Origin of the sequence: Laspinema palackyanum D2c (assembly GCF_025370875.1) — a bacterium.
Lineage (GTDB): Bacteria > Cyanobacteriota > Cyanobacteriia > Cyanobacteriales > Laspinemataceae > Laspinema > Laspinema palackyanum.
In genome coordinates this window covers 31,166-54,786 of sequence record NZ_JAMXFD010000034.1, presented here as the reverse complement: position 1 = coordinate 54,786, position 23,621 = coordinate 31,166, and the positions used below count along the sequence as shown (strand labels likewise).

At 45.3% G+C, this 23,621-nt stretch carries 18 protein-coding genes and 3 pseudogenes; 11 read left to right on the top strand and 10 right to left on the bottom strand.

Annotated elements, in window-relative coordinates:
• Together NG795_RS25440 and NG795_RS25435 are read left to right on the top strand one after the other, a co-directional pair.
• Positions 1-339, top strand: a 339-nt coding sequence (locus NG795_RS25440; protein WP_367291400.1) for an RICIN domain-containing protein, incomplete at its 5' end; no start/stop codon positions are given.
• Positions 340-506: 167 nt separating this feature from the next.
• A complete protein-coding gene (locus NG795_RS25435) occupies positions 507-1,502 on the top strand; it encodes an IS630 family transposase (RefSeq protein WP_367291399.1) in 996 nt (331 codons plus the stop codon).
• 210 nt (positions 1,503-1,712) lie between these two features.
• Here the strand turns inward: NG795_RS25435 and NG795_RS25430 are convergent, their stop codons facing one another.
• Positions 1,713-2,048, bottom strand: coding sequence for a XisI protein (locus tag NG795_RS25430; protein ID WP_367291398.1), 336 nt, complete (start codon positions 2,046-2,048; stop codon positions 1,713-1,715).
• Between the two features lie 228 nt (positions 2,049-2,276).
• Positions 2,277-2,675: pseudogene (locus NG795_RS25425) on the bottom strand (type II toxin-antitoxin system YhaV family toxin); the annotation flags it as partial.
• A 488-nt stretch (positions 2,676-3,163) separates the two neighbouring features.
• On the opposite strand from NG795_RS25425, the gene NG795_RS25420 reads away from it, so the two are divergent.
• Positions 3,164-4,054 (top strand): hypothetical protein, encoded by an 891-nt coding sequence (locus NG795_RS25420; protein WP_367291397.1) that lies wholly within the window; start codon positions 3,164-3,166, stop codon positions 4,052-4,054.
• A gap of 28 nt (positions 4,055-4,082) precedes the next feature.
• Here NG795_RS25420 and NG795_RS25415 read toward each other — a convergent pair whose 3' ends face one another.
• The 4 genes from NG795_RS25415 to NG795_RS25400 all read right to left on the bottom strand — a co-directional run bounded on the left by NG795_RS25415 (position 4,083) and on the right by NG795_RS25400 (position 10,346).
• A complete protein-coding gene (locus NG795_RS25415; RefSeq protein WP_367291396.1) occupies positions 4,083-5,996 on the bottom strand; it encodes an asparagine synthase-related protein in 1,914 nt (637 codons plus the stop codon).
• 51 nt (positions 5,997-6,047) lie between these two features.
• Entirely contained in the window at positions 6,048-6,362 is a 315-nt protein-coding gene (locus NG795_RS25410; RefSeq protein WP_367291395.1) for a PqqD family peptide modification chaperone, read from the bottom strand.
• 954 nt (positions 6,363-7,316) lie between these two features.
• Positions 7,317-8,525, bottom strand: coding sequence for a nucleotidyltransferase domain-containing protein (locus tag NG795_RS25405; RefSeq protein WP_367291394.1), 1,209 nt, complete (start codon positions 8,523-8,525; stop codon positions 7,317-7,319).
• Positions 8,526-8,543: 18 nt separating this feature from the next.
• Complete coding sequence (locus NG795_RS25400; protein WP_367291393.1) at positions 8,544-10,346, bottom strand: ABC transporter ATP-binding protein; 1,803 nt, start codon at positions 10,344-10,346, stop codon at positions 8,544-8,546.
• A 51-nt stretch (positions 10,347-10,397) separates the two neighbouring features.
• On the opposite strand from NG795_RS25400, the pseudogene NG795_RS25395 reads away from it, so the two are divergent.
• Positions 10,398-10,841: pseudogene (locus NG795_RS25395) on the top strand (DUF4277 domain-containing protein); the annotation flags it as partial.
• A gap of 129 nt (positions 10,842-10,970) precedes the next feature.
• Here NG795_RS25395 and NG795_RS25390 read toward each other — a convergent pair.
• On the bottom strand, positions 10,971-11,225 hold the full coding sequence (locus NG795_RS25390; RefSeq protein ID WP_367291401.1) for a transposase: 255 nt from the start codon (positions 11,223-11,225) through the stop codon (positions 10,971-10,973).
• 206 nt (positions 11,226-11,431) lie between these two features.
• Between NG795_RS25390 and NG795_RS25385 the strand changes: the two are divergent.
• A pseudogene (locus NG795_RS25385) lies at positions 11,432-11,677 on the top strand (IS1634 family transposase); the annotation flags it as partial.
• A gap of 58 nt (positions 11,678-11,735) precedes the next feature.
• Here the strand turns inward: NG795_RS25385 and NG795_RS25380 are convergent.
• Complete coding sequence (locus NG795_RS25380; RefSeq protein WP_367291392.1) at positions 11,736-12,212, bottom strand: lasso peptide biosynthesis B2 protein; 477 nt, start codon at positions 12,210-12,212, stop codon at positions 11,736-11,738.
• A gap of 938 nt (positions 12,213-13,150) precedes the next feature.
• Positions 13,151-13,882, bottom strand: a complete 732-nt coding sequence (locus NG795_RS25375; RefSeq protein ID WP_367291391.1) for a recombinase family protein — start codon at positions 13,880-13,882, stop codon at positions 13,151-13,153.
• Between the two features lie 228 nt (positions 13,883-14,110).
• Here NG795_RS25375 and NG795_RS25370 point away from each other — a divergent pair, with 228 nt between their 5' ends.
• Together NG795_RS25370 and NG795_RS25365 are read left to right on the top strand one after the other, a co-directional pair.
• Positions 14,111-14,395, top strand: coding sequence for a hypothetical protein (locus tag NG795_RS25370; protein WP_367291390.1), 285 nt, complete (start codon positions 14,111-14,113; stop codon positions 14,393-14,395).
• 254 nt (positions 14,396-14,649) lie between these two features.
• Complete coding sequence (locus tag NG795_RS25365) at positions 14,650-15,684, top strand: ribbon-helix-helix domain-containing protein (protein WP_367291389.1); 1,035 nt, start codon at positions 14,650-14,652, stop codon at positions 15,682-15,684.
• A gap of 458 nt (positions 15,685-16,142) precedes the next feature.
• Here NG795_RS25365 and NG795_RS25360 read toward each other — a convergent pair whose 3' ends face one another.
• A complete protein-coding gene (locus NG795_RS25360) occupies positions 16,143-17,675 on the bottom strand; it encodes a relaxase/mobilization nuclease domain-containing protein (RefSeq protein WP_367291388.1) in 1,533 nt (510 codons plus the stop codon).
• A 939-nt stretch (positions 17,676-18,614) separates the two neighbouring features.
• Between NG795_RS25360 and NG795_RS25355 the strand changes: the two genes are divergently transcribed.
• The 4 genes from NG795_RS25355 to NG795_RS25340 all read left to right on the top strand — a co-directional run bounded on the left by NG795_RS25355 (position 18,615) and on the right by NG795_RS25340 (position 23,588).
• Positions 18,615-18,788 carry a hypothetical protein gene (locus NG795_RS25355; protein WP_367291387.1) on the top strand — a complete coding sequence of 58 codons (174 nt, stop codon included), beginning with the start codon at positions 18,615-18,617 and terminating at the stop codon, positions 18,786-18,788.
• A gap of 751 nt (positions 18,789-19,539) precedes the next feature.
• A complete protein-coding gene (locus tag NG795_RS25350) occupies positions 19,540-19,716 on the top strand; it encodes a hypothetical protein (RefSeq protein WP_367291386.1) in 177 nt (58 codons plus the stop codon).
• Positions 19,717-19,952: 236 nt separating this feature from the next.
• Positions 19,953-20,315: a hypothetical protein gene (locus NG795_RS25345; RefSeq protein WP_367291385.1), complete on the top strand. Its 363-nt coding sequence runs from the start codon at positions 19,953-19,955 to the stop codon at positions 20,313-20,315.
• Positions 20,316-20,318: 3 nt separating this feature from the next.
• A complete protein-coding gene (locus tag NG795_RS25340) occupies positions 20,319-23,588 on the top strand; it encodes an NACHT C-terminal alpha/beta 1 domain-containing protein (RefSeq protein WP_367291384.1) in 3,270 nt (1,089 codons plus the stop codon).
• The last annotated feature ends 33 nt before the right edge of the window (positions 23,589-23,621 follow it).

Sequence of the window (23,621 nt, the reverse complement as noted above, 5' to 3'; positions counted from 1 at the left end):
CAACGGTGGTCATTAACCAGTGATGGATTTATCAGGAATACTTTGTCTGGCAAGTGCATCGATGTAGCTGGTGCTCCCGGCAATACGAATGGTGCTGGACTCCAACTTTGGGACTGTGAAACATCTGGGCGTAATGGTGATAATGGCTCACAGACAGATCAACGGTGGTCATTAACCAGTGATGGATTTATCAGGAATACTTTGTCTGGCAAGTGCATCGATGTAGCTGGTGCTCCTGGCAATACGAATGGTGCTAGACTCCTACTTTGGGACTGTGAAACATCTGGGCGTAATGGTGATAATGGCTCACAGACAGATCAACGCTGGCGCTTACAGTAAAAAGCCCTGCCTTACCGCAAGCAGTCCAGCCCTCAGTTAGAGCAAACTAGCAAACATCCTGGGCGCGTTGGGTTAAGCGGTCATGCAAAATAAATTGCATATTTTATAATTTTGAGGTAAAATCAGTAATTTAGACATAAATATGCTATAGACAAGGAGAATAATCTATGAAATTTATAAATTTATATCCCGAAACTGAAAAAATGCTAGAAAGAATTTATCACAATAGCCAGCATCATAAAGTTAGGCAAAGAGCTCATTGCATTCTTTTAAGTTATAGAGGCTTTAAAATGGAAAAGTTATTAGAAATTTTCAAAATAAGTCGTCGAACTTTACAATATTGGTTTCAACGCTGGGAGCAAAACAAATTAACCGGGTTGTATGACCAACCTGGAAGAGGAAGAAAAACCAAGTTAACACCTCCCCAAAAACAGCAAGTTAAGGAGTGGGTAAAAGCAGAACCAAAAGACTTAAAAAGGGTCATAAACCAAGTTCAAGACGAATGGGGAATTAAAGTCAGCAAAGACACGATAAAAAGAATATTAAAAAAGTTAGGTATGACCTGGAGAAGAATGAAAAGAGGATTGGCTGGAAGTCCCTTTGAATGGGAATATGAGTTCAAACTGGAAAAACTAAAAGAATTAAAAGAGTTAGATAAGAATAAAGAAATCGACTTGCATTTTTTAGATGAATCAGGGATGTCTTTGACGCCTTCACTACCTTACGGATGGCAAGATAAAGCAGCGAAGATTATTCTTCCAAGTTCTTCCAGTAAAAGGTTGAATGTATTGGGAGTAATGAATCGACGGAATGAATTAAAGTATGAAACATATTCTGGAAATCTAAACAGCGAAAAACTGATTAAGTTTTTAGATAAATTTAGTGAAAACTTAACCCAAAAAACTGTCGTAGTAATGGACCAAGCCTCAATTCACACCAGTAACGCAGTTCTAGGAAAACTAGAAGAATGGAAGACCAAGAACCTGGAGCTATTTTGGTTGCCTCCGTATTCACCTGAACTAAATTTAATTGAAATTTTATGGAAATTTCTCAAATATGAATGGATTAAAATAGAAGCTTATAAAAGCTGGCAAAATTTAGTTGATTATGTGACTAATGTCCTCGATAATCTGGGAAAAGAATATGCAATTAATTTTGCATGACTGCTTACTTATTGCATGAGGAATGTCTGATGTGCTTGCAGGATGGTAACGAATCCAGGCCCGGCGAATCAGTCAGCTCCTGCGAGCTATGCAAGTTGGATATTCCAGTTTGGAGCGAGGGACTGCCAACCTTGTTTGAGATTGGAGCGAACCGGCCACGCCAGAAGCTCATGGATTCATCTACTTTGCCTGGATGTTTGGAATAGATAATTATCCGACTGAGTATTTAGTGAATTGTCGTTTAAAAGGGGAGTGAAACCCAATTACAATATCAGAATTGGGTATCCCCATTTTCACTAATTGTTCAGCCACCGAGTCTTCAGTCCCGTTATACTGAATCCAAATTTTACCCTCTTCAATATCAAAGTGCATCACCGGACCAAATACCCGTTTATTTCCCTGCCACCCTACATAATTTAGCTGATAAGGGTCATTTTCACTATCAAAAATAAGCTGGGTTTTTATAGTGTTCGCATCCCCCGAAAGTTGGGCGTGTTCCTGCAAAATTTGCTTGATAATTTGTCGGTAATGTGCTAACTTATCCATGACCAAATCTCCTCCAATTTAGGGTTATCGACCACCAATTCAACCGGGTAGCGAATAGAATTAATTCCGCTTCCCCCTGGGATAACCTTTTTATGGTATAAACCTACTCTTCTTCCATTTAGTTAATTTTACTCTAAATAGATAAAGTCATTCCCGAAGAAACTTCCGGAATTATGGCGAGATATTAGCTAGTTGTTGCCAGACAAGAATCGCCTAAAGTATCTCAAATCAAGGCATCTCTAAATTGGCTATCTCTTTCAACCGCTCACTTTCTTCTTGAACCTCAGCCATTAAGTCATCCCAGTCATCCGGTGGATAACCGCTGTTCAGCATTTTCTGAAAAACTCGATAAGCATCTGTCTTACTCTGATATGCCCGTTTTGAGTTCTCATCATTGACCCAAACAAAAACTAGGATTTTGCTGTCTTGGTGATATCGAAAAAATAATCGGTACTGTTGAAAAAACTTAGCGCGGAACCAATGCTTATATTCATCTCCGAGAGTAGACCCTTGGCGATACTCATGGAGAGTTGGATCTTGAGGGATGACATCAAATGCCAACTTAGCAATTGCAGCTAAACCTTTGATCGGATTTTTTTTTCGATAACTTAAAGGGTCCTTCTGACACCAATTTTTAACTTATGTCAGAAGCTGCTCAACCTGCGCTAGAAAAAGAGGATGGGCGAAGATATTCCATAAATTAATCAACGAGTATGCCATTTTTGGACTAGGGCCCGACAGATTGTTTAACTTTTTGCTAATGTCAGTGTTATTCATGGATGCTGCCGCATACAGAACTAATTGTGCCCAACTCACTAATTGATGGGTATTGGTGACCCGAGCGGCGATCTCCTCTAAAATCTAGCGTTGACGGGTAGATGTTGTGCAGGTTTTGGCTTTTGGAGTAGGCATTATCGGTTGCGTAGGCAGGAGACAACGTTAACGGCAAGCCAACGGCATAGGGTGGCTGGGCGCTCATTCCATTATAACTGCTCATGTTCTTTCGCAACCCTGCACTAGGTGTTTACCATTTTTACGGATATGATTAGATTTACAAGGCGGAAATTGCATAAAGATTTACCCTAATCCATATTCTCATTATCCAGCCCTCACTGATGAATTACCTCGCTTACAATCTCCAATGGCAATCTGTCATACCCTTGCCAGAGTTCCTACCAGATGACAACTCCAAGCCAGACGTCCTCATTCAGTATGGGGATGTTCCCACTGCATTATCTAACCCACGCGATGAAGGTGTAAGTTGGCAGGCGAACCCTGGCAAATTGCTACTGAATGTTAAAGATGTGGCGCGGTATTTGGTTTGCGACGGCTGCGAAATCTGGATTGAACCGGCAGCGGGTAGTGTAGAAACAGACGTGCGTGCCTTTTTATTGGGTTCGGCAGTAGGGGCATTGTTGAACCAGCGAAAAATCCTAGTTCTCCATGCTAGCGCCATCCAAACGGCGCGAGGGGCGGTGTTATTTACGGGGTATTCTGGCAGAGGCAAATCTACACTGTTAGCAGCGATGCTACAACGAGGCTACTCAATGCTCGCCGATGATAAAACAGCGATTGTCTTGGATGAGGAGGGATATCCCTTAGTCATTCCAGGCTACCCTAGCACCCGACTGTGGGCTGAGGCAGTCGCTAAACTTAACTATTCTTTCTCAGATCTGCCGCGCGTGCGTCCCAACCTAGACAAATATATTCAAAGAGTAGATTGCTTTTGTCGCCAATCCGTGCCGCTTTATGCTATCTACGTGCTTGAATCCCATCAGGGGCAAGATATCCAACTTGAGGCTGTCGAGGATATGCACAGGTTTACATCGTTGTACCAGCATTATTATCGTAAGGAATGGCTGCGCGGTTTAAATTTACATTTGTTACACTTTCAAATAACGACACTCGTGGCTAAGACAACCCGAATCACGCGCATCGTTCGCCCACAGCATCTGTTTTTGCTAGACGAATTGGCAAACCGAGTGGACGAAGATATAAATATATGAATTGATGATTGGTTTCGTGGCGAGGGGCTTATAAATCTACGGAAGGAGTCAACTTCTCAAACCAATTTAAGAACTGGCTGGCAATCACGCCTCCGTGTATAAATAACTGCAAAGTTAGAGGCTTAAGAATGGGCTTCTGATAAGTTGGATCTGGAGATTGGGTATATTCATAAAGCATCTGGCGAATCTTTGGAATGTCTAAGTAATGATAAGCTAGCGAATCACGCTCGATTTCGTCTAGCAGGAGAATTCCTTCTTGTCCAAACTTCCACAAACGTGAGTGATAATCGGGAGAGAATGCTACCTTATCGGGTCGCCATTGTACTTTTTTGGGTAAAATGCCCTCCATACCGAGCCGAATTAAGTTCCGGTTCCAACCGTTTTTAAACTTGAGATGGGCAGGCACCGCTAAACAAAAAGCAAGCAGACGAATATCATAATACGGCAAAGCCCAGGTTAAGTGATGGTGATACCAAATTTCGGATGTTGCACCTTGAACTGCCTTAATTGCATAAATCTCGCGCTCTAACATAGAAACTGGGAATGAATCCTGGAGATAGGTTCCACGACGCAGTTGGTTTCCTAACCCCAACTCACGAGCGAAATCGGGATTAATCGGGCTAATTTGATTTAAAAGATAAGGTTTTCTTTGAATCGAGAACAACGGTAGAACAACATCTCCACCGAAGACGCGCCACCACTTACGGTTTTGTAGTTGTGCGACGGCGGCAATCTCTTGCCCTAAAGTTAGCCAGTGTAGATTTTTAAAGAGATCGGGCAGATAGCCCTTGCCGTGAGAAGATGGGCCGAGTTCTGCCCCTATGCCATGAAAAACAGTACGAACCTGTTGTTGGGCGAGGGCTGCTTGCAACGCATCATGCAAATAATAAAACCAGACAATAGGGCTTTCTTCGTAGAAAAAATGGCGATCTAAATCCTTATAAGGACTTTTTCCAGCTGCTGAAACATAAAGCGGCTGAAGATTTTCCTGTTGGCAAACCGCCTCGACAAATTCCCGTTCATCTGATGCGATTCCCTGGTAATTTTCTGGCAGTATTCCCGCCACCGGAATCAATTCTTTGCCTTGCTCGCGCAGTTGAGAGGCTGCAACACAAGCGATCGCAGAGGAGTCTAATCCGCCACTGAGCAACACACCTATCGGGTAGGCACTTCGTAAGCGACACTTTAATGCATCGGCAAATAATTCCCTAAAGGCTTCTAGATATTCCTCGTCATGTTTATAAGGCAATGGTTGCCAAGAGTTTGGTTGCCAGTATTCGTAAGCTACAATTCGCTCTGCCTCTATTACCAATGTATGGGCAGGACGCACATAATGAATATTTTGAAAGAAGGTGGCCTCTGGATTCAACTGATTATTAAAGTTGCCAATTAACCAGTCAGCGAGCTTGTTTTCGTTAAGCTGCTTAACAACACCAGGTAAAGCAAGAATACCTTTTGCTTCTGTTGAAAAAGCAAAAATCTCAGGAGTTTGATAATAATGCAATATTTTCACTCCCATTGGATCTCGCACGCAGATCAATCGTTGTTCGCGAGAATCCCACAAAGCGAAAGCAAAGTCCCCCAGTAAAAATTTAGGGCAATCTATCCCCCATTTTTCATAAGCTGCCAAAATAAAGGCACTATCGGGCAGGTGTTTGGCTTCTGCGGGGGAAATGTTGAGGCGAACGCACAACTCCTGGCGATTATCAATTCGGGCATCTGCCGTAATGACTAAATCTCCCCGTTGATTCACCAGGGGCAGTTTTTCCTCCTGCGATTCTGGGGTAATCCACATCATCTGATGTCCAAAGGCTACCGAACCCTCGCACCAGGTTCCGCTAGAGTCCACACCTCGGTGAGCAACGGCTCTCATCATCCAATCTAACCCGTGCGGTTGGGCAGGTGCCCCATTGCGGTGAAAAAAGCCAACGAGTGCGCTCATCCTTGATAAATCCTAGCTCTTGTGTTCTCTTAGAGGCTGTTGATAGTTTTTTTAGACTTCGTGAATCAACCCTTCTACAAGCAGGGTATTGAGATAATTCATTACCTCGTTCTCACAGGCTAAAGGATCTACCTCAAACTGTTGCTGTAGCTGCTCGCAGAGGGCTTGCACGGAAACTGGGGTGGCCATAGCCCACCAAATGCGCTTACCTATCCCATTCATCCCGTAATAGGCTTCATTCTCAATACTCATCAATACCAAATCTTCATCCAGTTCGCAATCCAACAGGTCAGGGTTTTGAACCACAACCGTTGCTAGGCTTAGATTAGACTGTTTACCAGAAGAAGTCTGTAAGGGTTCGGACATTGTTAAAACCTGAATTTTTTACGCAATCCAGCCAAGGTTTTACTTGACTTTAGTTGTTCAACTATGTTATAACCCATATTCCGCACTTCAAGCATACTACAAGATGTGTTTTAACGGAAAAAGTGGATCACAGCTTCTATAGTTGAAATTTAATCTCAATAGTTAATGTAGTATGTATTTTTACTTATCACGGCATTCAAAGCTTTTTTCGTAAAAAGCTTTGAATGCTTAGCATAATATACTACATTTTGAAGTGCGGAATGTGGGTTATAAGTAGGTAGACCCAATTAAACGTAGAATCCTAGGCTCCATCAGTTGACCTCTCCTTCCCTCCCCGCGTCGAGTAGGGAAGGTGATTTGAGTTGATTTTCTCCTTACCTACTAGGGAAGGATGTTGGTGTGTTAGGTTCTTTTTATGTTTATTTATGTTCACCTACTTAGATTTATCTATTGACTTATTAAGGTAAGATAAATTGTAACACCCAAAGATCTAGCCTTACAGATAAAACCCATGAACTCCAATTTTTCCACGACAGACCCATCCAAACAACCTTCCAATTCGACTCAAAGTAACCAGGTAAAAGAACCCTGGTCAACTCCCACCTTAACTAAATTATCTGCCGTTGAGAATACCTTAAACAACCCTGGCCCTGGGTTTGATGGTGGCCCGCCTATTATAAGCGCAAGCTAACGCTTTTTTATCACTTTAATCAGAGGAAAAGTAGTAATCACAGGACAAACGCATCAAAGTTTAGCTCAATGTTGGCGTTTTTTCAGGAGAGCCGAGGAAGTTGTCGATTGAAAGACCCTTCAATATAAAGTAGAAGGGGAATTTATTGCTAAAAACAATAGTACGATGCGATGGCACAAACTTCTGGATTAGATTTGTTTAACGCTGCCACAATATTTCCATAAGATTTCAAGTGGAAATAGGGATGAGTTCTAAACCAAAACTTAGGCACCACTTCCACTGATTAGGCGATTGCTGTACTTAACGAACATCCGAATCGGGCGCAGTAAATAATATAGAGGAAATAACCAATCCGGAAGGGATACCATGATTAACTCGTAAGGGGTAGGAGTGACTAAAGTATTAAAATAGAACGAAAGCTTATTTTTCCAAGATAATGTTTGCAGATAAATCCTATGTTTTTTGAAAAAATTAATTCTTCCTTCCGCTTCAAAAAGTTGTTGTTTAATTTGAGAAATCCAGATTTTAAGCTGTGGATTTGCCTCAAGTTTTTGAGAAATTTCTTTAGGCAGCACTGTACCTAGCAACTCTTGACAAAGATAAAGACCTAAAAACAGAATATTTTTAGTTCCCAGACTTTCTGCCTGTGACTCTATCAATTTCCAATCTAGTTCGGGCTTAGAGCGAATCACTTCCGCTAAATCGCAAACAAATTTTAAGGACGACCAACTGTGTTTAGTAGAATGGATACAAAGAAATAACAGCAAGCTTTCTGCCGAAAGAGTTGGAATTTTAAATTTATTGCTGCCGATATAAATTTCTTGATTCTCATAGCTTAAAAGCTTAGAAACAGAACGCAAAGGCTCTGGCATTAAAGCCCAGTGTAAATCGATAGAAAAATTTTTACTTTCAAAGACGAACGCCAGCTCATTTCTCAACTTGATATACCTTGGGATCTGGAAATCTTTAAACTTATACATCCGTTCATAGCCGTGCTCGGTTAACAAATCTATCGCTGCTAAAGCAAACTCTTCTGGGACTAAAATATCTAAATCTACAAAAGTTCGCAAACCCAGGTTGTTGTAGGCATAACAGGCTAAAACAGGTCCTTTTAATGCAATAACTGGAATGTTATGATTCTGAAAAAGATTTAAAATTTTTACTAAATCTACTGTTATCGCTAAGTTTTTTTTAGCATTGGCACTAAAGGCGCTGCGAAGCTTGTTAAGGATATCTTGAGGAACAGCTTCTGGACAAACATTCTTAAGCTGCCAGTAAAGTAGAGGGATGACTTCATGTCGGCGGGCAGTATTAACTAAGTAATTCCAATTAATGTTTTGTTGAACTAATTGATGAATTCTAGCAGCATATTCAGCCGACATCTGAGTACGGCAACAGCAAAGCAGCAGATCAATTTCTAGTGGAAATTGAGTTGAGTCTTGGAAGGCGATTGATTCTGTTAAAACAGTCATGTATAATCCCCAATTCTGTTATTGATAATTTTTGGCTTGCATTTCAAACAAGCGGGTGTAAGTTCCACCTAATTCTAATAATTCCCAATGAGAGCCACTTTCTACAATGCTCCCATTTTTTAAAACAAAGATGCGATCTGCCATTTTCACGGTTGAAAGACGATGACTAATCAAAATAGCGGTTTTGCCGCGAGTCAGTTGGCGAAATTGTTCAAAAACCTCGAATTCAGCTTGAGCATCTAGGGCGCTAGTTGGCTCATCTAAAATGATAATCTGGGATTGGCGCAAAAAAGCTCTCGCAAGCGCGACCTTCTGCCATTCACCAATACTTAGTTCTTCCCCTTGGTCAAATTGGGTTCCCAGGGTGGTATCGTAACCGCGAGGCAGTTTAGCGATCGCCACTTCTGCTCCAGCGGCTTGGGCGGCTGCTACAATTTGCTTGTCATCGCTTAACAAATCAATATTACCGAACCCAATATTTTCCCGTGCTGTGAGATTATAATGAACGTAATCTTGAAAGACAACGCTAATTTCCCGCCGCAAATCTGTTGTTGTCAGTTGGCGCAAATCGATGTTATCGAAGGTAATTTTTCCTTTCGTTGGCTCGTAAAGCCGGCACAAAAGCTTAATTAAAGTGGTCTTTCCGGCTCCATTTTCCCCAACTAAAGCCACTATATTCCCAGCTTTAATCGTTAAGTTAATATTCTCTAATAGGGCGCGACTGCTGTGAGGATAGTGAAACCCAACATTGTGAAACTCAATACCGATTTGTAACGGTTTCGGCATGGGTTGGGGATGAAGAGGTTCTGAGATCGCGCGTTTTAAGTCGAGAAACTCATACAGATTCGATAAAAACAAGCTATTTTCATACAAACTGGCAACACTGCTCAACATTTCTCGCAAAAATCCCTGTCCCCGCTGAAATGCCTGGTAATACATCACCAGTCCCCCTAACGTGATTGCACCTTGCACGGTTTGGAAGGCGATAAAACCGCAAGCAGCAAAAATAGCTAAAGTGGCAGAAGCCTGCGTGGCGAGTTCTGTCATGGAACGCTGACGCGCCAAGATTAGTTTTTGTTGGCGAATTTCCTGGCGTAAGTGGCGATAGCGGGTGCGAAATAAAGAACCTAAGTCAAATAAGCGGACTTCTTTGGCATAGGTATCGTGGGTGAGCATCCAATGAAAGTAATAAGCAATTCTTTCTAAACTTGTCCAACCGCGCTGCGACTGAAAAAGCTTTCCCGTATGTTTGAGGCGCACCAGCAACCCAGGAACGGCAGCCGCAAATAATATTGCACCAATACTCCAATGTAAGGATAATAATAAACCCGCAATCGCAACTAAGGAAACCGCATTTTGAGCGACTTGAATTAAGCTGGTAAGGATGCGAGGCGGACGAAAGGCTGCTTCTTGTTGAGCGCGGTGTAGGGCATTGTAATATTGGGCGTTTTCGTAATACTCTAAGTCAACTTCAATCGATTTAGCATGAAGCATATCGTGGACGTAATCCGTCACGACTTGAGATTGTGCTTCAGTGGTAAAGTTGCCTAGGGAGCGGCAGAAGTCGCTTACAAGGGTGGCAATGCCTACTAAGGTGATTAATAAGAGAATCTGCCTGAAAATTATTGTTTTGTCAGGCTCAGCTATTCCCACTGTGACGGTATCGACGAGCAATTTCATCAGATACAGAGAGAGCAAGGGTAATACACCCTGAACCAGAAGCAGCACCAGACTAGCAATCGTCCAGCCAGGGGCGCTTTGCCAAACTAATTGGGTTGCTCGTTTGATATTTTGAAGCAACTGAAGTTGAAATCTAGGCATGAAACCCACGTTCCGCAGGTAAAATAGGACAGTCAGAATATTTTTTTAACGATGACAGGGATAGCATCTGACATTAGTGTACAAGACATTGACCACTTGGGTATAGTGGCAGGCATCATTGATCGCCTATTACTGGTAGACACCCTCAATCGCGAACTAGGAAGCCACCCGTTAGAACTCGTCAGCGCGGGAATAGCAGTCAAAGCTATGATTATCAATGGGTTGGGCTTAGTCAGTGTCCCAATGTACTTATTTGACCAGTTCTTTGTGGGAAAAGCGACAGAACACCTCTTGGGAGAAGGGGTCCGTCCAGAACACCTGAATGATGACCAACTTGGGAGAGTGCTTGATCCCCTCCATGAAGCAGGACTAACCCAACTGTTTGTAAAGATTGCTCTAGCGGCGAGTAAAACAGAAGGAGTCAACACTGATACCTTACACTTATATCAATTAAATTTAAGCTGGCACAAGATGAAACCCAACCGGATCAAACTTAGTAGCTAATAACGTATCGAGGATAAAGTTGTAAGATGTTAAAAATTGGATCTGTTCTGAGGTAAGCATTTCTAGTTCTTTAGTCACACGCTGGCGTAACTCCTGGAGCGAGGCAAAGTTCTCTCCTTTTCATAGGCTCTTGAGGAATTCCCATAGCCTCTCAATCGGATTCAGTTCGGGACTGTGAGGCGGTTGAAACACTGGAATTAAATTCTCAGGCCATTCCAAGGCTTTAGCTCTATGGGCGGATGCCCCATCTAGTTGAATCACCGCAATGGTATCACCTAGTTGTTCAGAGATTGCATCAATAAAGGCTTGAAAGTTTGTACTGTTGAGCGAGTCGTACTCTTGGGTAAAGTGCCACCCGGAATAGGGTTCAACTATCCCATATAGCCTTCAAGCTTCTCGCGGCCATTGGACTTTTGCAATCGGTTTGACACCCCTTGCGGTAATCATCCGACCCGTTTGCGTCTTGCGTCCAATTCGGGTTTCATCTATGAAGGAGGTAGCGTAGAGGCTGATTCAACTGAAAAAGCGAATGGAACTCGATTACAGCTAGGCGAATGTTTTTTAAAATTGTTCGATTTTAAAAATACCCTATGTTTTTTACAGATAATGTTTTTCTAAAAAATACTCAACGAGTTGCGGCACTAGCTATGGTAATGGGACTCTGCTTATTAGTGTACAGCTTAGGGGAAAGAGAATTAAGGTCAGCCCTAGCTCAAGCCAAAAAATCGATTAAGAATCAGTTAGGTAAACCCACCGCCACTCCTACTTTAAGATGGATTTTTCAATGTTTTCAGTCTATTCACCTGCTTACGGCTAATGGAGTTCAACTTTAAATCAACCTGGGGAATGTGGGATGAAATGTTGCTTGTTGATCGCCAGGAGCGATTAGGGTAGTGCTTTTATAGGGCGATCAAACATCACAAAGCGTGAGCGCACATCCGCTGTATCGTTTAAAACTATTCCCTCATACTCTACCCAAGCATGAGCCTCAAACTTACCCGCTTCTTTTCGTACCCCAATTCGCAATTCGGGTTCAATCCCCTGACAACGTAACAAATACCATAAGACTAGAGACTTTTTCAAGCAGTTAGCCCAAGAACCGTAATACTTGACAGCAGTTCGTACCATGCGAACTGCACTCGTAATTTGAGGCAAGCGCTCGCTGCTTTGGCTTTCTCTTCGTATCATTGGCATAGCTGCTAGCCTTGCTAGAGTAGCTTGGGTGTGCTTCAGTCCCCAGATTTTCAGCAATAACGCCACTACCGGCAGCAATACTAAAGCTTGGAGTAACAGCACGCGCTCGTTCCTGTCAAGCTGTTGAAAAGTGTAAGCTTTACGAATTAATAACTTCAACCAGAACATTTGGTACTCCTAAACAACGTCAGTTCGGGATAAAACAGGAGCCAACTAGATAGGCTGAAAGTGCTGAATTTTCACAGATCTGTTTGCCCCATGCTGAGTGTAGGAGATTTGTTCGGTTCCGTCGATGACTTCTGCCGAATCTTGAAACTCCATTGGGAACGCCAGTTGCTAGGACGTAGACTGTGACGCCGCAAACGGTTGCGCCGTTTGTGTTTGAGCGATATTATGACGATTCTGATTACTTTCCATCAATCGAGCTACCGAAATTGTAAAGCATACTATTACTATCAATGCAAGTTGGTACAGCTTATCTATTCAGGGATGACAAACTTGTACTGCTCAATATCTTGATGAATTTTCCCCAGCCGGTCAGATGCAAGCGTAATTTGAGTAAGTTGTTTTGTTCAGGTGAATTACCGAGGGTATATGACGATTATTTGCTCCATCTTCCTATCTAAACATCATGATTGTACTCCATGAGTATGCTATTAAGCCCACATTCCACACTCAAAATGTAGTATAATATGTTGCACTAGCCCTCACCCAAACAGGCAGGCTCCCATCTGAGGCCCTCCCCTTGCCAAGGAGAGGGGACAAGAGGTACAGTTAAATGTAAAAAACCTATTCTTGTAAGGGGAGTGGGCTTGGGGAATTTACTCTCGGTGGGTAGGGATTTCTTCTTAGGCTGCCTCAAAAACACCCTCTCAGTGAGGGAATTTTTTAGCGGAGGGGGAATGGATTGATGAAAAATCCCCTCATTGGGAGGGATTTTCTCCTCAAGGCTTACCCCAGGTCTAGCGGCGTTGCTGATAAATCTCGCTCACTTGATAAAAATTCCACGGGATAACATTCGGGCAATGGGTGGTCATTCGGCATAGTCTGTTTAAGTCACCTATGGGTCTCTACTAACTCCAGGACTCTATCTTCTAGCCTGATGATCATGATGCTGCAACCTCCTGATGTAGAGAATTCTCCAGGATGCCCTTAACCGTTGCCGCGTACCAGATTTTCCCTCCCCGTTTAGTTTGGAACCCTAACTCGGTTAACTGGGCACAGATTGCCCTCAAACTTGACCCGGCTGCCTTCATGGCCTTCATGATGCAGATCGCTTCCTGCTCAGAAGGGTCCTCTACCATTTGTCCAAACTCATCAGTGACGTAACCATAGACAGGGCGGGAGTAAACTTGTTTACAGTTTTTCTTGTGCTGGATAGCGTCTTTAGTCCGTTGTTTACAGAGATTTCTTTCGAGTTCGGCAAAACCGGCGATCATCGTCAGCATCATCCTCCCCATCGGGCTGGACGTATCCAAGCTCATTCCGTTAAAATCCAACAGGTGCAGGGATGCCCCTAGCTTGTCCCAATTGTCAACGCTGGTGAGGGCATCGGCGGCACTCCGGAACAGTCGGTCAAGTTTCACCGCCACAATATTTTTGACCTGGCGCGACCGGACCAACTCAACCAACTGGCTCCCACCGGGACGAGTTGAGAGGAATTTCCCTGCGCTGACCCCATCATCAATAACGACCTGAACAATTCGGAGTCCCGCTTGTTTACAATAGGCCTCCAGTTTTTCTACCTGTGCCGGGATAGAGACCCCTTCTTTAGCTTGCTCATCCGTGGATACCCGAATATAAATGACAGTGCTGTTATCAAAACCTTTAGGGGCCATGTTGATTCCCTCGCGTAGTGGGTCCTTGTTAACGGTTAGGGGGGCTTGAGTGTAAACAAGTGTTCCCTTATTTACACCAGTCTACCCTAAATCAAGTAGACGCCCCCTCAAAGGACCCTAGTCATCCAAGGCCCTGTATCGGCAATCCCCCTTTTTGTCATACGTTTGTATTGGCAACAGTGTATTGGCGTTGTATGCTAACCGTATAGACGTGGGGAACGACAAGCTATGAACCGCAAACCGATTTCACTTCGGATGGATCCAGAAGAATGGCAACCTTTTGTGGCCCTTTGCCAGAATGAGGGGACCACCGCCACGGAGCAAATTTCCATTTTCATCCGCCAGTGCCTCGTCAAGGGATTACCCCTTTGCGATGAGGATTTGGATTTAACCGAGGCTAATCGGCTCAACCACCGCATCAATTCTGTGGAGGAGAAAATCGGGGTGGCGCTGGCGGAACTCCGGTTACGGCTCACCGAGTTGGAAGAAGAAAACGAACGTCTACAGGATTGAATAGTAGTCTACTTGTTTGTCTACACTTGAAGGGGAGGTGACGCCTCAATCCCCAACTAAATCAAAGGTTACAGCCGGAGGAGTAGAGTGGAGTGAAAAATTCTAGGGGAGTGATGCCGGATTGGTTGTAGACTGATTATAGACTGAGGGTAGATTCACTGTAGACTAATTATCAATTGATTGTAGACGGGTTATAGATTCACTGTAGACTGATGATAGATTCAGTGTAGACTTTTCAAGATAGAGGAAAAAACATGAGCCGACCCTCCAAAAAAGCCGAGGCGAAATCATCCAAATCGGGACGCGCCCAGGTGAATGTCCGGACCACTCCCCAACTGTTGGCCCAGATTGATCAGGCCCGGCAGGATAGGAGTCGCAGCGAATTTATCGTCCAAGCGATTGAGGCGTACCTGGGAATAGAACCGCCATCCCCTCAGACGACGGCCTCCCTTCAATCCCTTGTAGACGCTGCGGTTGCTCAGGCGATACATTCGGTGACTCGCACCCTAGAGGAACGGTTGAAAGCATTGGAAATCAGGCTGTCTTCTCGTAATGTAGATAAAAATGTAGACGCACCGCTAGACGGGGGAGACGGGGAGGTAGACTCGGTTGCCCCGGTGGATGTAGACCTACCAGTAGACTCGCCAGTAGACTTGGTTGATGCGCCGGTAGATGAGGTTGCCCGGGTGGGTGTAGACGCACCAGTAGACGCGCCGGTAGACTCGGGTGATGATGCGCTTGATGATGCGGTTAATGGGGAGGAATTGGCAACCTCGGGAGACTCGGGGTTAGCGGAAGTAACCGGGGGCGATCGCAACGGCTCCCCAGAATCTGAGGATGGAGTAGAGGCTGCGGGAGACTCCGGGGATGATGCGGTTGAGGGCGAGGTTCAGGCAACCTCGGGAGAGTTGGGGTTAGAGGAAGTAGCCGGGGGCGATCGCCACGCTTCCCCAGAATCTGAGCTTGGAGTAGAGGCGGCGGGAGACTCGGTTGATGGGGAGGAATTGGCAACCTCGGGAGAGTTGGGGTTAGAGAAAGCAACCGTTCGAGATCGCAGCCGGTCCCCAGAATCTGAGCTCGGAGTAGACCAATCGTTGGACTTCACTACTCAAGGACTCAGTGGCCGGGAGTTGGCCTCAAGGCTGTCGGTCAGCCCATCGAGCATCACCACCAACCGCAAGAAAAAAGGCACGAACGCCTTTGCCAAATGGACCAGCCAACAGGACCCGGAAGCGATCGCCTGGAGCTATCAAAAAGAGCGCTACTATCCCGTTGAGTCGAAGGGTTAGAGATTTTGTAGACAAAGCTATAGATGAAAACTAGACTTTTGTTGGCTCCCTAAATTAGACAGGATTGTAGACGGCAGTTAGACCCGTATTGACCCCTGTGACCCATAGTAGTCTAGGCAGGGGATAGACAGAGGCTAGACTTGGATTGACTCCCTTAACTAGACAAGGTTATAGACGAAAAATTAGGCGGGGAACGGCCATGAAGTAGACAAGGTTATAGACGGGAAATAGACCCAGGCTGGCTCCCTCCAGTAGACAAAATTGTAGACGAGGGATAGACCCGGATCATCCTTTGGAGTTGAGGTGGGCGCTTACAATTACCTGGCCTGTTAGTAGACAACACTGTAGACCAAAACTAGACCAGGTACTCGGTAACCCGGTGGCTGGGTTTTGATGCTCTCGGTGAGATCGCCTCAAGGAGACTGGGCAGGGTATCAGAACACTATGCCGCGAGCGCCTCAATCCGAGAGATCCAGTTGGTTAGAACGAGAGCGCTTCTTATTCTGAGAACGTTGTTGACGTTGCCTGATATCTTGCTGCATCAGCGGGATGGACTGTTCAACAATATATTTGGCGTCCTCGCGGTTGATCTTGACCGGAAACTGTTGGGGAGTCTCCCAGGACCCGTTACCAGTCGGTCGGCATAAGAGCAGAGTGTCCGAGCCATCTCGATATTCCAAGACAAGGTACTTACCCCGCTTGTAAGTCCGGAAGCGGTGACCTTGGATAATCGGAACACCCCGGTGCTGGAGATAAGCATCGAGGATGGGGGCAACCTGGCGGGACCATTGCCGATATTCCTCCTCATTCAAAATGTCCGGTTTGGATTGAGTCGTTGATGCTGACGCCGGGGATAATTCAGGTCCGGTTGATGGGGGGTTTTTGGGGGGAAGTTGGCGATCGCCTGGAGTCGGTCCTGACGACGCCGGGGATAACGGAGGTGCGGTTGAGTCGGGGTTTTGTTCGGTTCGGTGGCGATCGCCTGGAGTTGGTCCTGGTGACGTGGGGGATAACTCCCGTGCGGTTGGCTCAGGGTTTTGTTGGGGTTCTTGGCGATCGCCTGGAGTCGGTTCGGTTGATCTGGGTTTTTGTCGGGTTCCTTGGCGATCGCCCGGGTTAGAAAAAGAGGCCCGCTCATACCACTGTTCTTTTAAAAGCAGCTTGAGAACCGGGTTGTCATATCCCGGCTGATAAGAGACACCCCGTCGCTGCTGTAATCCTTGCACTGTATAGGCGCGACCCAACGAACTTCCCGCAGCAGCAACCGAGCCAAGTTGGTAAGAAATTGCCAGCCCTCCATTTGAAGCCGGTTGAATCCGAACGTTGACCCCATCCGCTCGCAGTCGTCTCACCAACTCTGGTAATCTGAGTCGGTCCTGGCAGAATTTATCAATCCGGTCCTGGAGTTCAGTCAAGATAATCGGGTCGGCGGGTGTTGAGCGTGACCCTTTGGCGTACTCTCGGTTTTGGCGACGGACTCTTCTGATTTGGCCGGTGGAGGGATTGCGGCGATCGGTCTCCCAGACTGAGGGGACCCGATGTAAATCAAACTCTTCAATCAGCGCTCGGTGAGCCGCCTGGGAGCGATACCAGTCATTGAAGCTGCTGACCGTGCGAGTCCCATCTATCGTCACGCGATTCACCACCAGATGAAAATGGTCCCGGTCTTGGCCCTTTTCGGTTTTGGTATCTGTATGGCGGACGAGTAACCACTGACAATTCTCATGGCCCATGCGCTGACAAAACTTTTGGGCATACCGATAGGCAGTCTCGTCCGCCATCGGCTGATTGGGATGGGGGCTAAAGCTGTAGTGGGCCACTGGGTATTCCGTCCGGCGTCGTTTGGCAGCAACCCGCGTGAATTGGGCTGCCCATTGATGGGAGTGCTCACCCACTAGCCGACTGGCCCCAATATATTTGGCCCCAGGCTTGTCGAGGACATAGCTCAGGAGGCCGGTGAAATCATTTCCTTTGGTAACTTTCCCAATCATGATGGCTAGGATGGTTGACCCTATTTTTCAGTGTAAAAAGTGGTAAGGGTAGAGCACTCTAACTTGGGAAAGATTTTCAGTAAGTTTTGATAGAGACGCAGAACTTCCTTCACAACCAATACTCCTACAATTGTTCCGACGTAACCTTTATAAACTTCTGCCTAATTGTGGGAACAAGACTAAAAATGGGGTGATGATTTAATCCAGGAATAGTGGGGAATTGAGGCGTAGCATTTCTGGGTGGAATCGTCAAATAAACCGAGAATTCCTGCATGAGGGTTGGTCAAGGTGCGTCGGTAATTGATAGCACCCTAAAAAAACTGTGGACACAATGACATACCATTGCTCTACCGAGGGAAGCTAAGAAAACCGCAGGCTAATTGTAGGCCAAGCTCGAATAAACAGACCTGGGCGGGATAGACTAGATTTGGCCTAAAAAATCCCTCCCCCCCGAGGAATTTTTCGAGGGGATAGCAACATTTGTAAGCTAGTTTGTATCGACGCAAATTGTAATAAACTGTAATAATTGTGCCTACATTGTCGAAACAATGGGGATGACAGCCACAGGGAAAATCACAAAAATCCCTCTCTACCGAGGAAAAACTAATCATCCATTAGTAATTTAACAATATCAGCCTTGAAACCGTGGGGTAATTGAGTGGGAGCAAGGGAACTGTTTTGGGAGGAATAAAAATAATTCAAAGGGGTTTTAGAGGAACCGTGGCTACAAGATGGTTGAGAGAGAGGTTAGCTATAGCGCCTTTTCTGGCTGTTTGGGGATTATTTTTGACCCGAGTATTTGGAACGGTGGTCAAGGAGAAAATAGCTTCGGTAATGGTTCTCCAAAACCCTAAAAGCTCCAATGGGCCTCACTGTGATGAACGCGAGTGAGTTGAAGGATGCGCTTTGCAACCGGGGATTCCTTCATTCAGGCCGGGGGTGCGATGGCTAACCGAGGATTCCCTCATTCAGCCCCAGGTGCGATCGCCAACAGGGGATTCCTTCATCCAGACCGGGGGTGTGCTCGGCAACCGGGGGATTCCGTCTGTTCTCAGCGATGCTTTGCTACGTTGGGGGGTACAACAATTATTAAGTTATTTGGCTCAATTGTAGCTGCAAACTAGAGACTAAACAGACCTGTCTTTTCCTTGAAGCATCGGTGTTTTTGGCATAACATATTGGCTCTAAAATTGTCAAATGGGGGTAAACTTTTTAAGTCATGTGTTTGAGGGATGCCTGGAAATTGGAAAATACCCCAAAAAATCTGTAGGCACAATGACATACCATTGCTCTGCCGAAGGAGATGAAAAAACCCGAGGGCCAAGTGTAGGCCAACCTGGGATAACTGAGCCAGCGCGGGATAGGCAAGATTTGGCTGAAAAACTCCCTCTCTGAGAGGGATTTTAAGCGGAAATAGCAACATCTGTAGACTAATCTGTATCAACGACAATTGTAATAAACCTTAATATTCGTGTCTACGTTGTACCTACACTGTGGGGACAGACAGAACCACAAATTTAGGGAAAATCAGCAAAATCCCTCTCTAGGAGGGAAAAATCATTGGGAATCAGTAATTAAAGAATGTCAACATTGAAACGATAGAGGGGGTTGAGTCAGGAGCAGGGAGTTGTGGAGGAATGACCGGGGAAAATTGACGAGAGCCTTGCGGGAGACTCGGTTAAACTGGGGCAACTTTAAGGGGTGGTGGGTCAGGTCCAAGCCTGGGGAATGCTGGGGCAACTTGGAGGGGTAGTGGGTTAGGGGAAGCGTGGGAAATATCGCGGGGGAATCGCCGGAATGTTCAGGGTTTAAGTTTTGTTAGTTTTCTAACTCGCCGGATGACCAGGGAATTCTGTGCATCCGCGTGTTTCCCAGTTTATGGCTGAGGCCATCCCAACTGTGGCAAAATAACCTCGCCACCGTTCTGGAAACCTTACAAACCAGACTGCGATTGCCAGAACAGCAATCCCTTATCGGGCAAAAAACCCCTCAACGTCGGCGTGTCCATGAAAATAGCCACAGGAAATTGCGCCTCAGTTAGAATAATCTCAAGTGTGAGGGAATAATTGAGGGATGTAAGGCGCTCGCTCCTAAAACTCATCGTCGGTGGTAGCTGCGTCTTGGGTAGCCTAGCCTTGGCAGAGGGGATGAGGGAGTCTCCTTAGAAAATCAGGATTGAACCAAAGCGGTGGGTCAGGGAATCTCCGCCGTCATCACCCTCCCCACCAAACCCCAAAAAGAGCAAGAGCGACTCAGTTCAATTAATGAGGAAACATCATGACAGAAGGGAAAAAGCAACAGTTCAACGCTCCTGTGGGCAGTGTGGATAATCAAGGGATTCAAAATAATGTGGCGGGAGTCAACCAAGGGATTCAGAGTAGCACCTCGGATCCTGAACTTCAGGCTACAGTACAAGAGATTCAAACCTTGCTTTCCAGTTTAGACGTGACTCAGGCAACCACCACCAGTGAACAGATGAGACTCGCGGGAACAGTCCTTGCCAAAATTGAGGAGAAGCCAACCTTTAAGGAACGAGCAATCCGGGCGGCTCGGGGTGGACTGGTGGCAGGACTCAAGCAAAATCCAGTGGGGGCGATCGTTGCTGGGGCGATTGAGGGTTGGACAAAAGAGAAAGATTAGTCTATGTCAGAGCCAAATCATCAGAATATCGGGAGTCAAGGGAACCAGGGTCAGCAAGGGAATGTTGCTGGTGATAATTATGGTATTCAAAAGAATAGCTCCGACAGCTACTACATCGATGTTAAAATTATAAACAATAATGGAGGACCACTATCCCAGCAACGCCAGATTGACCGTGACATTTGCCGTCAGATGTTGGAAGAGCAAATGCAATTAACCAGCAATACGGTTATAGGTCGGGTTTATGGGAATCGCAACTTAATCGACGAGGATTTATTTGTCGATTTAGCCCTGGTGAAACGGAAATCAAGTCAGAAGGAACAACACCCTCAAGACACTGACCGAGAACGGGGGTTAGACTTGTCCACCCGGCAGGAAGAAACGGTCGAGAAACCGTTGGCTTACCGAAAGTTTCTCCAAGAAGTCATTGGTAAACGCACCGAGACTGAGAAAAAAAAGATTGCCATTATTGGAGAACCGGGGGTGGGGAAAACCACCTTACTCCAGAAATTAGCCTTTTGGTTATTACAGGAAACCGATGATTTAGTCATTTGGGTATCCCTCGCAGAATTGGGTGGTCAATCTCTAGGAGAGTATTTAGAAGAAAAATGGCTTAAAGAGGCATTGGGACAGTCGAGAGAGGAAATTAAAGCTGACTGGGAGCAGAAATTTAAAGGGGGTGCAGTCTGGTTACTGTTGGATGGCTTGGATGAGATGAGCCAGACGGACCAACAGGCTTTAAAATTGCGAGGTTGGGTGACGGATGCTCGGATGATTGTCACCTGTCGCTTGAATTTGTGGCAAGCGAACCCCAGCCAGTTCTGGGCGTTTCAAACCTATCTCACCCAACCATTTCAGGATGAACAAATGCAGGAGTTTATCCGGCGGTGGTTTCGGGGTTTGGTTGAAGCGGGAGAGGATGTCAAGTTAGCCAAATCCTTGTGGTCAGAGTTGCAAGCTACGGGGAAGGAACGGATTAAGGATTTATGCCGCAATCCCCTGCGGTTAACGTTATTAGTCTCGATTTGGCAAGGGCGGGCGGGAGATTTACCAGATACAATGGCGGAGTTGTATCTGGAGTTTGTCAACTATATTTATAAGTGGAACGAAGAAAAGAATTTTACCCCAGTTAAAGATAAGGAAAGGGAACATTTAAATGCAGCATTAGGAAACTTAGCAAAAGCATCTCTCGATAGAGAAGGAAATCCATTTCGCTTAACTCATCAGTTGATCTGTGAATATTTGGTGGAACTCGATGATAATTCGCTGTTAGATACTGCGTTAAAATTAGGCTGGTTGAATGAGCTAGAGGTGGCGGCTAAAAATCCCCACAAACGGGTTTATGTGTTTTATCATGCGACGTTTCAGGAGTATTTTGCGGCGTTGGCGGTGGAGGATTGGGATGATTTTTTGCCTCGGAATCATGTTGATTGTCCGGTGGAGGGGAAGCCGTATCGGATTTTTGAACCGCAGTGGAAGCAGGTGATTTTGTTGTGGTTGGGACGTGAGGATATTAAGGATAAGGATAAGGATAAGGATAAGGAAAAAGAGGCATTTATTCGTGCGTTGGTTGAGTTTCAAGATGGAGTTGGAAAATTTTATGGATATCAAGCCTATTTTTTAGCTGCGGCAGGAATCAATGAATTTAAGGATTGTTCCCCTTGTCTCGCGGCTGAGATTGTTCAGCAGGTAGTGAAGTGGGGGTTTGGTTATTTCAATATTGAATGTAGGGAACAGCAAACAAACGTTCCACCTCAGATTACAGAAGCAGCAAAGGCAATAATACCACAGACGCATCGTTCAATAGTTGTCGATTCTCTGGTTGATTTGCTTGCCAGTTTGAATGAATACACTCGTATTGAAGTTGCTACAACCCTGGGGAAAATAGTACCAGGGCATTCTAAAGCGAGCGCTGCTTTGATGAGCCTGATTGAGCGAAGTTACGTCCCTGGCATTCTTATGCAAGCGGTGATAGCGCTGGCCCGTATTAGCAATAACAAGCAAGAAAAGATTAGTTTGCTTACTTCTTTGTGTAATCATTCTAATATGCTGGTAAGGAGTATAGCAGCGCAAAGTTTACATAAAATAGAGCCAAACCACCCCCAAGCACAAGCTGTCTCAATCACCATTGAAACTACCTCGTTTCAAGAATCCGTAAAATCTGGAAAATTTAACCCGGGAAATCCTCAAGTCATTGAGTCGCTAATTGACGAAGTACGCTTCAGTGATAACAATAACAAAAAATTGAATGCAGTAAAAAACTTGGGCTATACTCATCCTGAAGATCCAGAAGTAATTATTAAATTTTTAATAAAATTAATTAAGGAACCTTCTACTGATAATAAAATTCGTAATCAAGCAATTCGTAGCTTGGGGCGAATAGGAAAGAATAGCTATGAAGGGATTAATTTTCTAATTAGCCTTATTGTGAACCGCCCGCAGAATTTAGAGATTGTTCAGGAAGTAGTTCAAGCATTGCAATACATTGAGCTCAGTTACCAAGAAGTTATTAACACGCTGCTCAATTTGATTTGCACAATCTCTGATAAACCAATCCGTCTTGGAGCAACTCGGAGTTTACGAAAAATACTCCATAGGAACCTCTTAAAGGGAGCCATTTCAGCAAAGGCAGCCATTTTAGCTTTGAAAAACTGCATCTCTGTTGCTATGAATGCTCAACAAAATACCGATATATATCTGTGTTTTTATGAAGTTTTATGGCACTGCACCCAAATTCTCCCCTATCCAGAATTTTACCAAGCCTGGCATCCTCCCACCACTATCCCCCATCCCGAAGTCACGGAACAAAACACCCATAATGGAGAACAATCTTTCGGCTCTCCCCTCACCTGCAAATACCTGGAACACCTGCCGATTTATTGCCTCCACGCTGCCCTCCTTGCCAACGAAACCCGAGAAGGAGAAATCGCCCTCACCCTCAGCGAACTGATTTGGGAAATCACTTGTCCCGACGAAGACCCCCCGGAACCCGCCACCCCCGCTAAACTGCGGCGAGATCTCAGCAGCCTAAAACGCCGGAACCTCCTCCCCCACCGAGCCATCCTGCTCGCGAAACATCACCGTAGCGACGGACAAACATTTTTGGAACCGATTCAACCGACCCCAGCACTTATCACCTTTTGCGAAAACCTGACGGGGGTAATAGCGATCGCCTTCCTCACCGACGAACCCCTAGACCCGCCCTTAAAAGGCTTTCCCCCCAATCAACCTAACCTGATATCAGCGATTGAAACCTGGTTAGAGGAGATGTGATCCGCCAATCAATCCGGTTTCTGGGTTCAACAA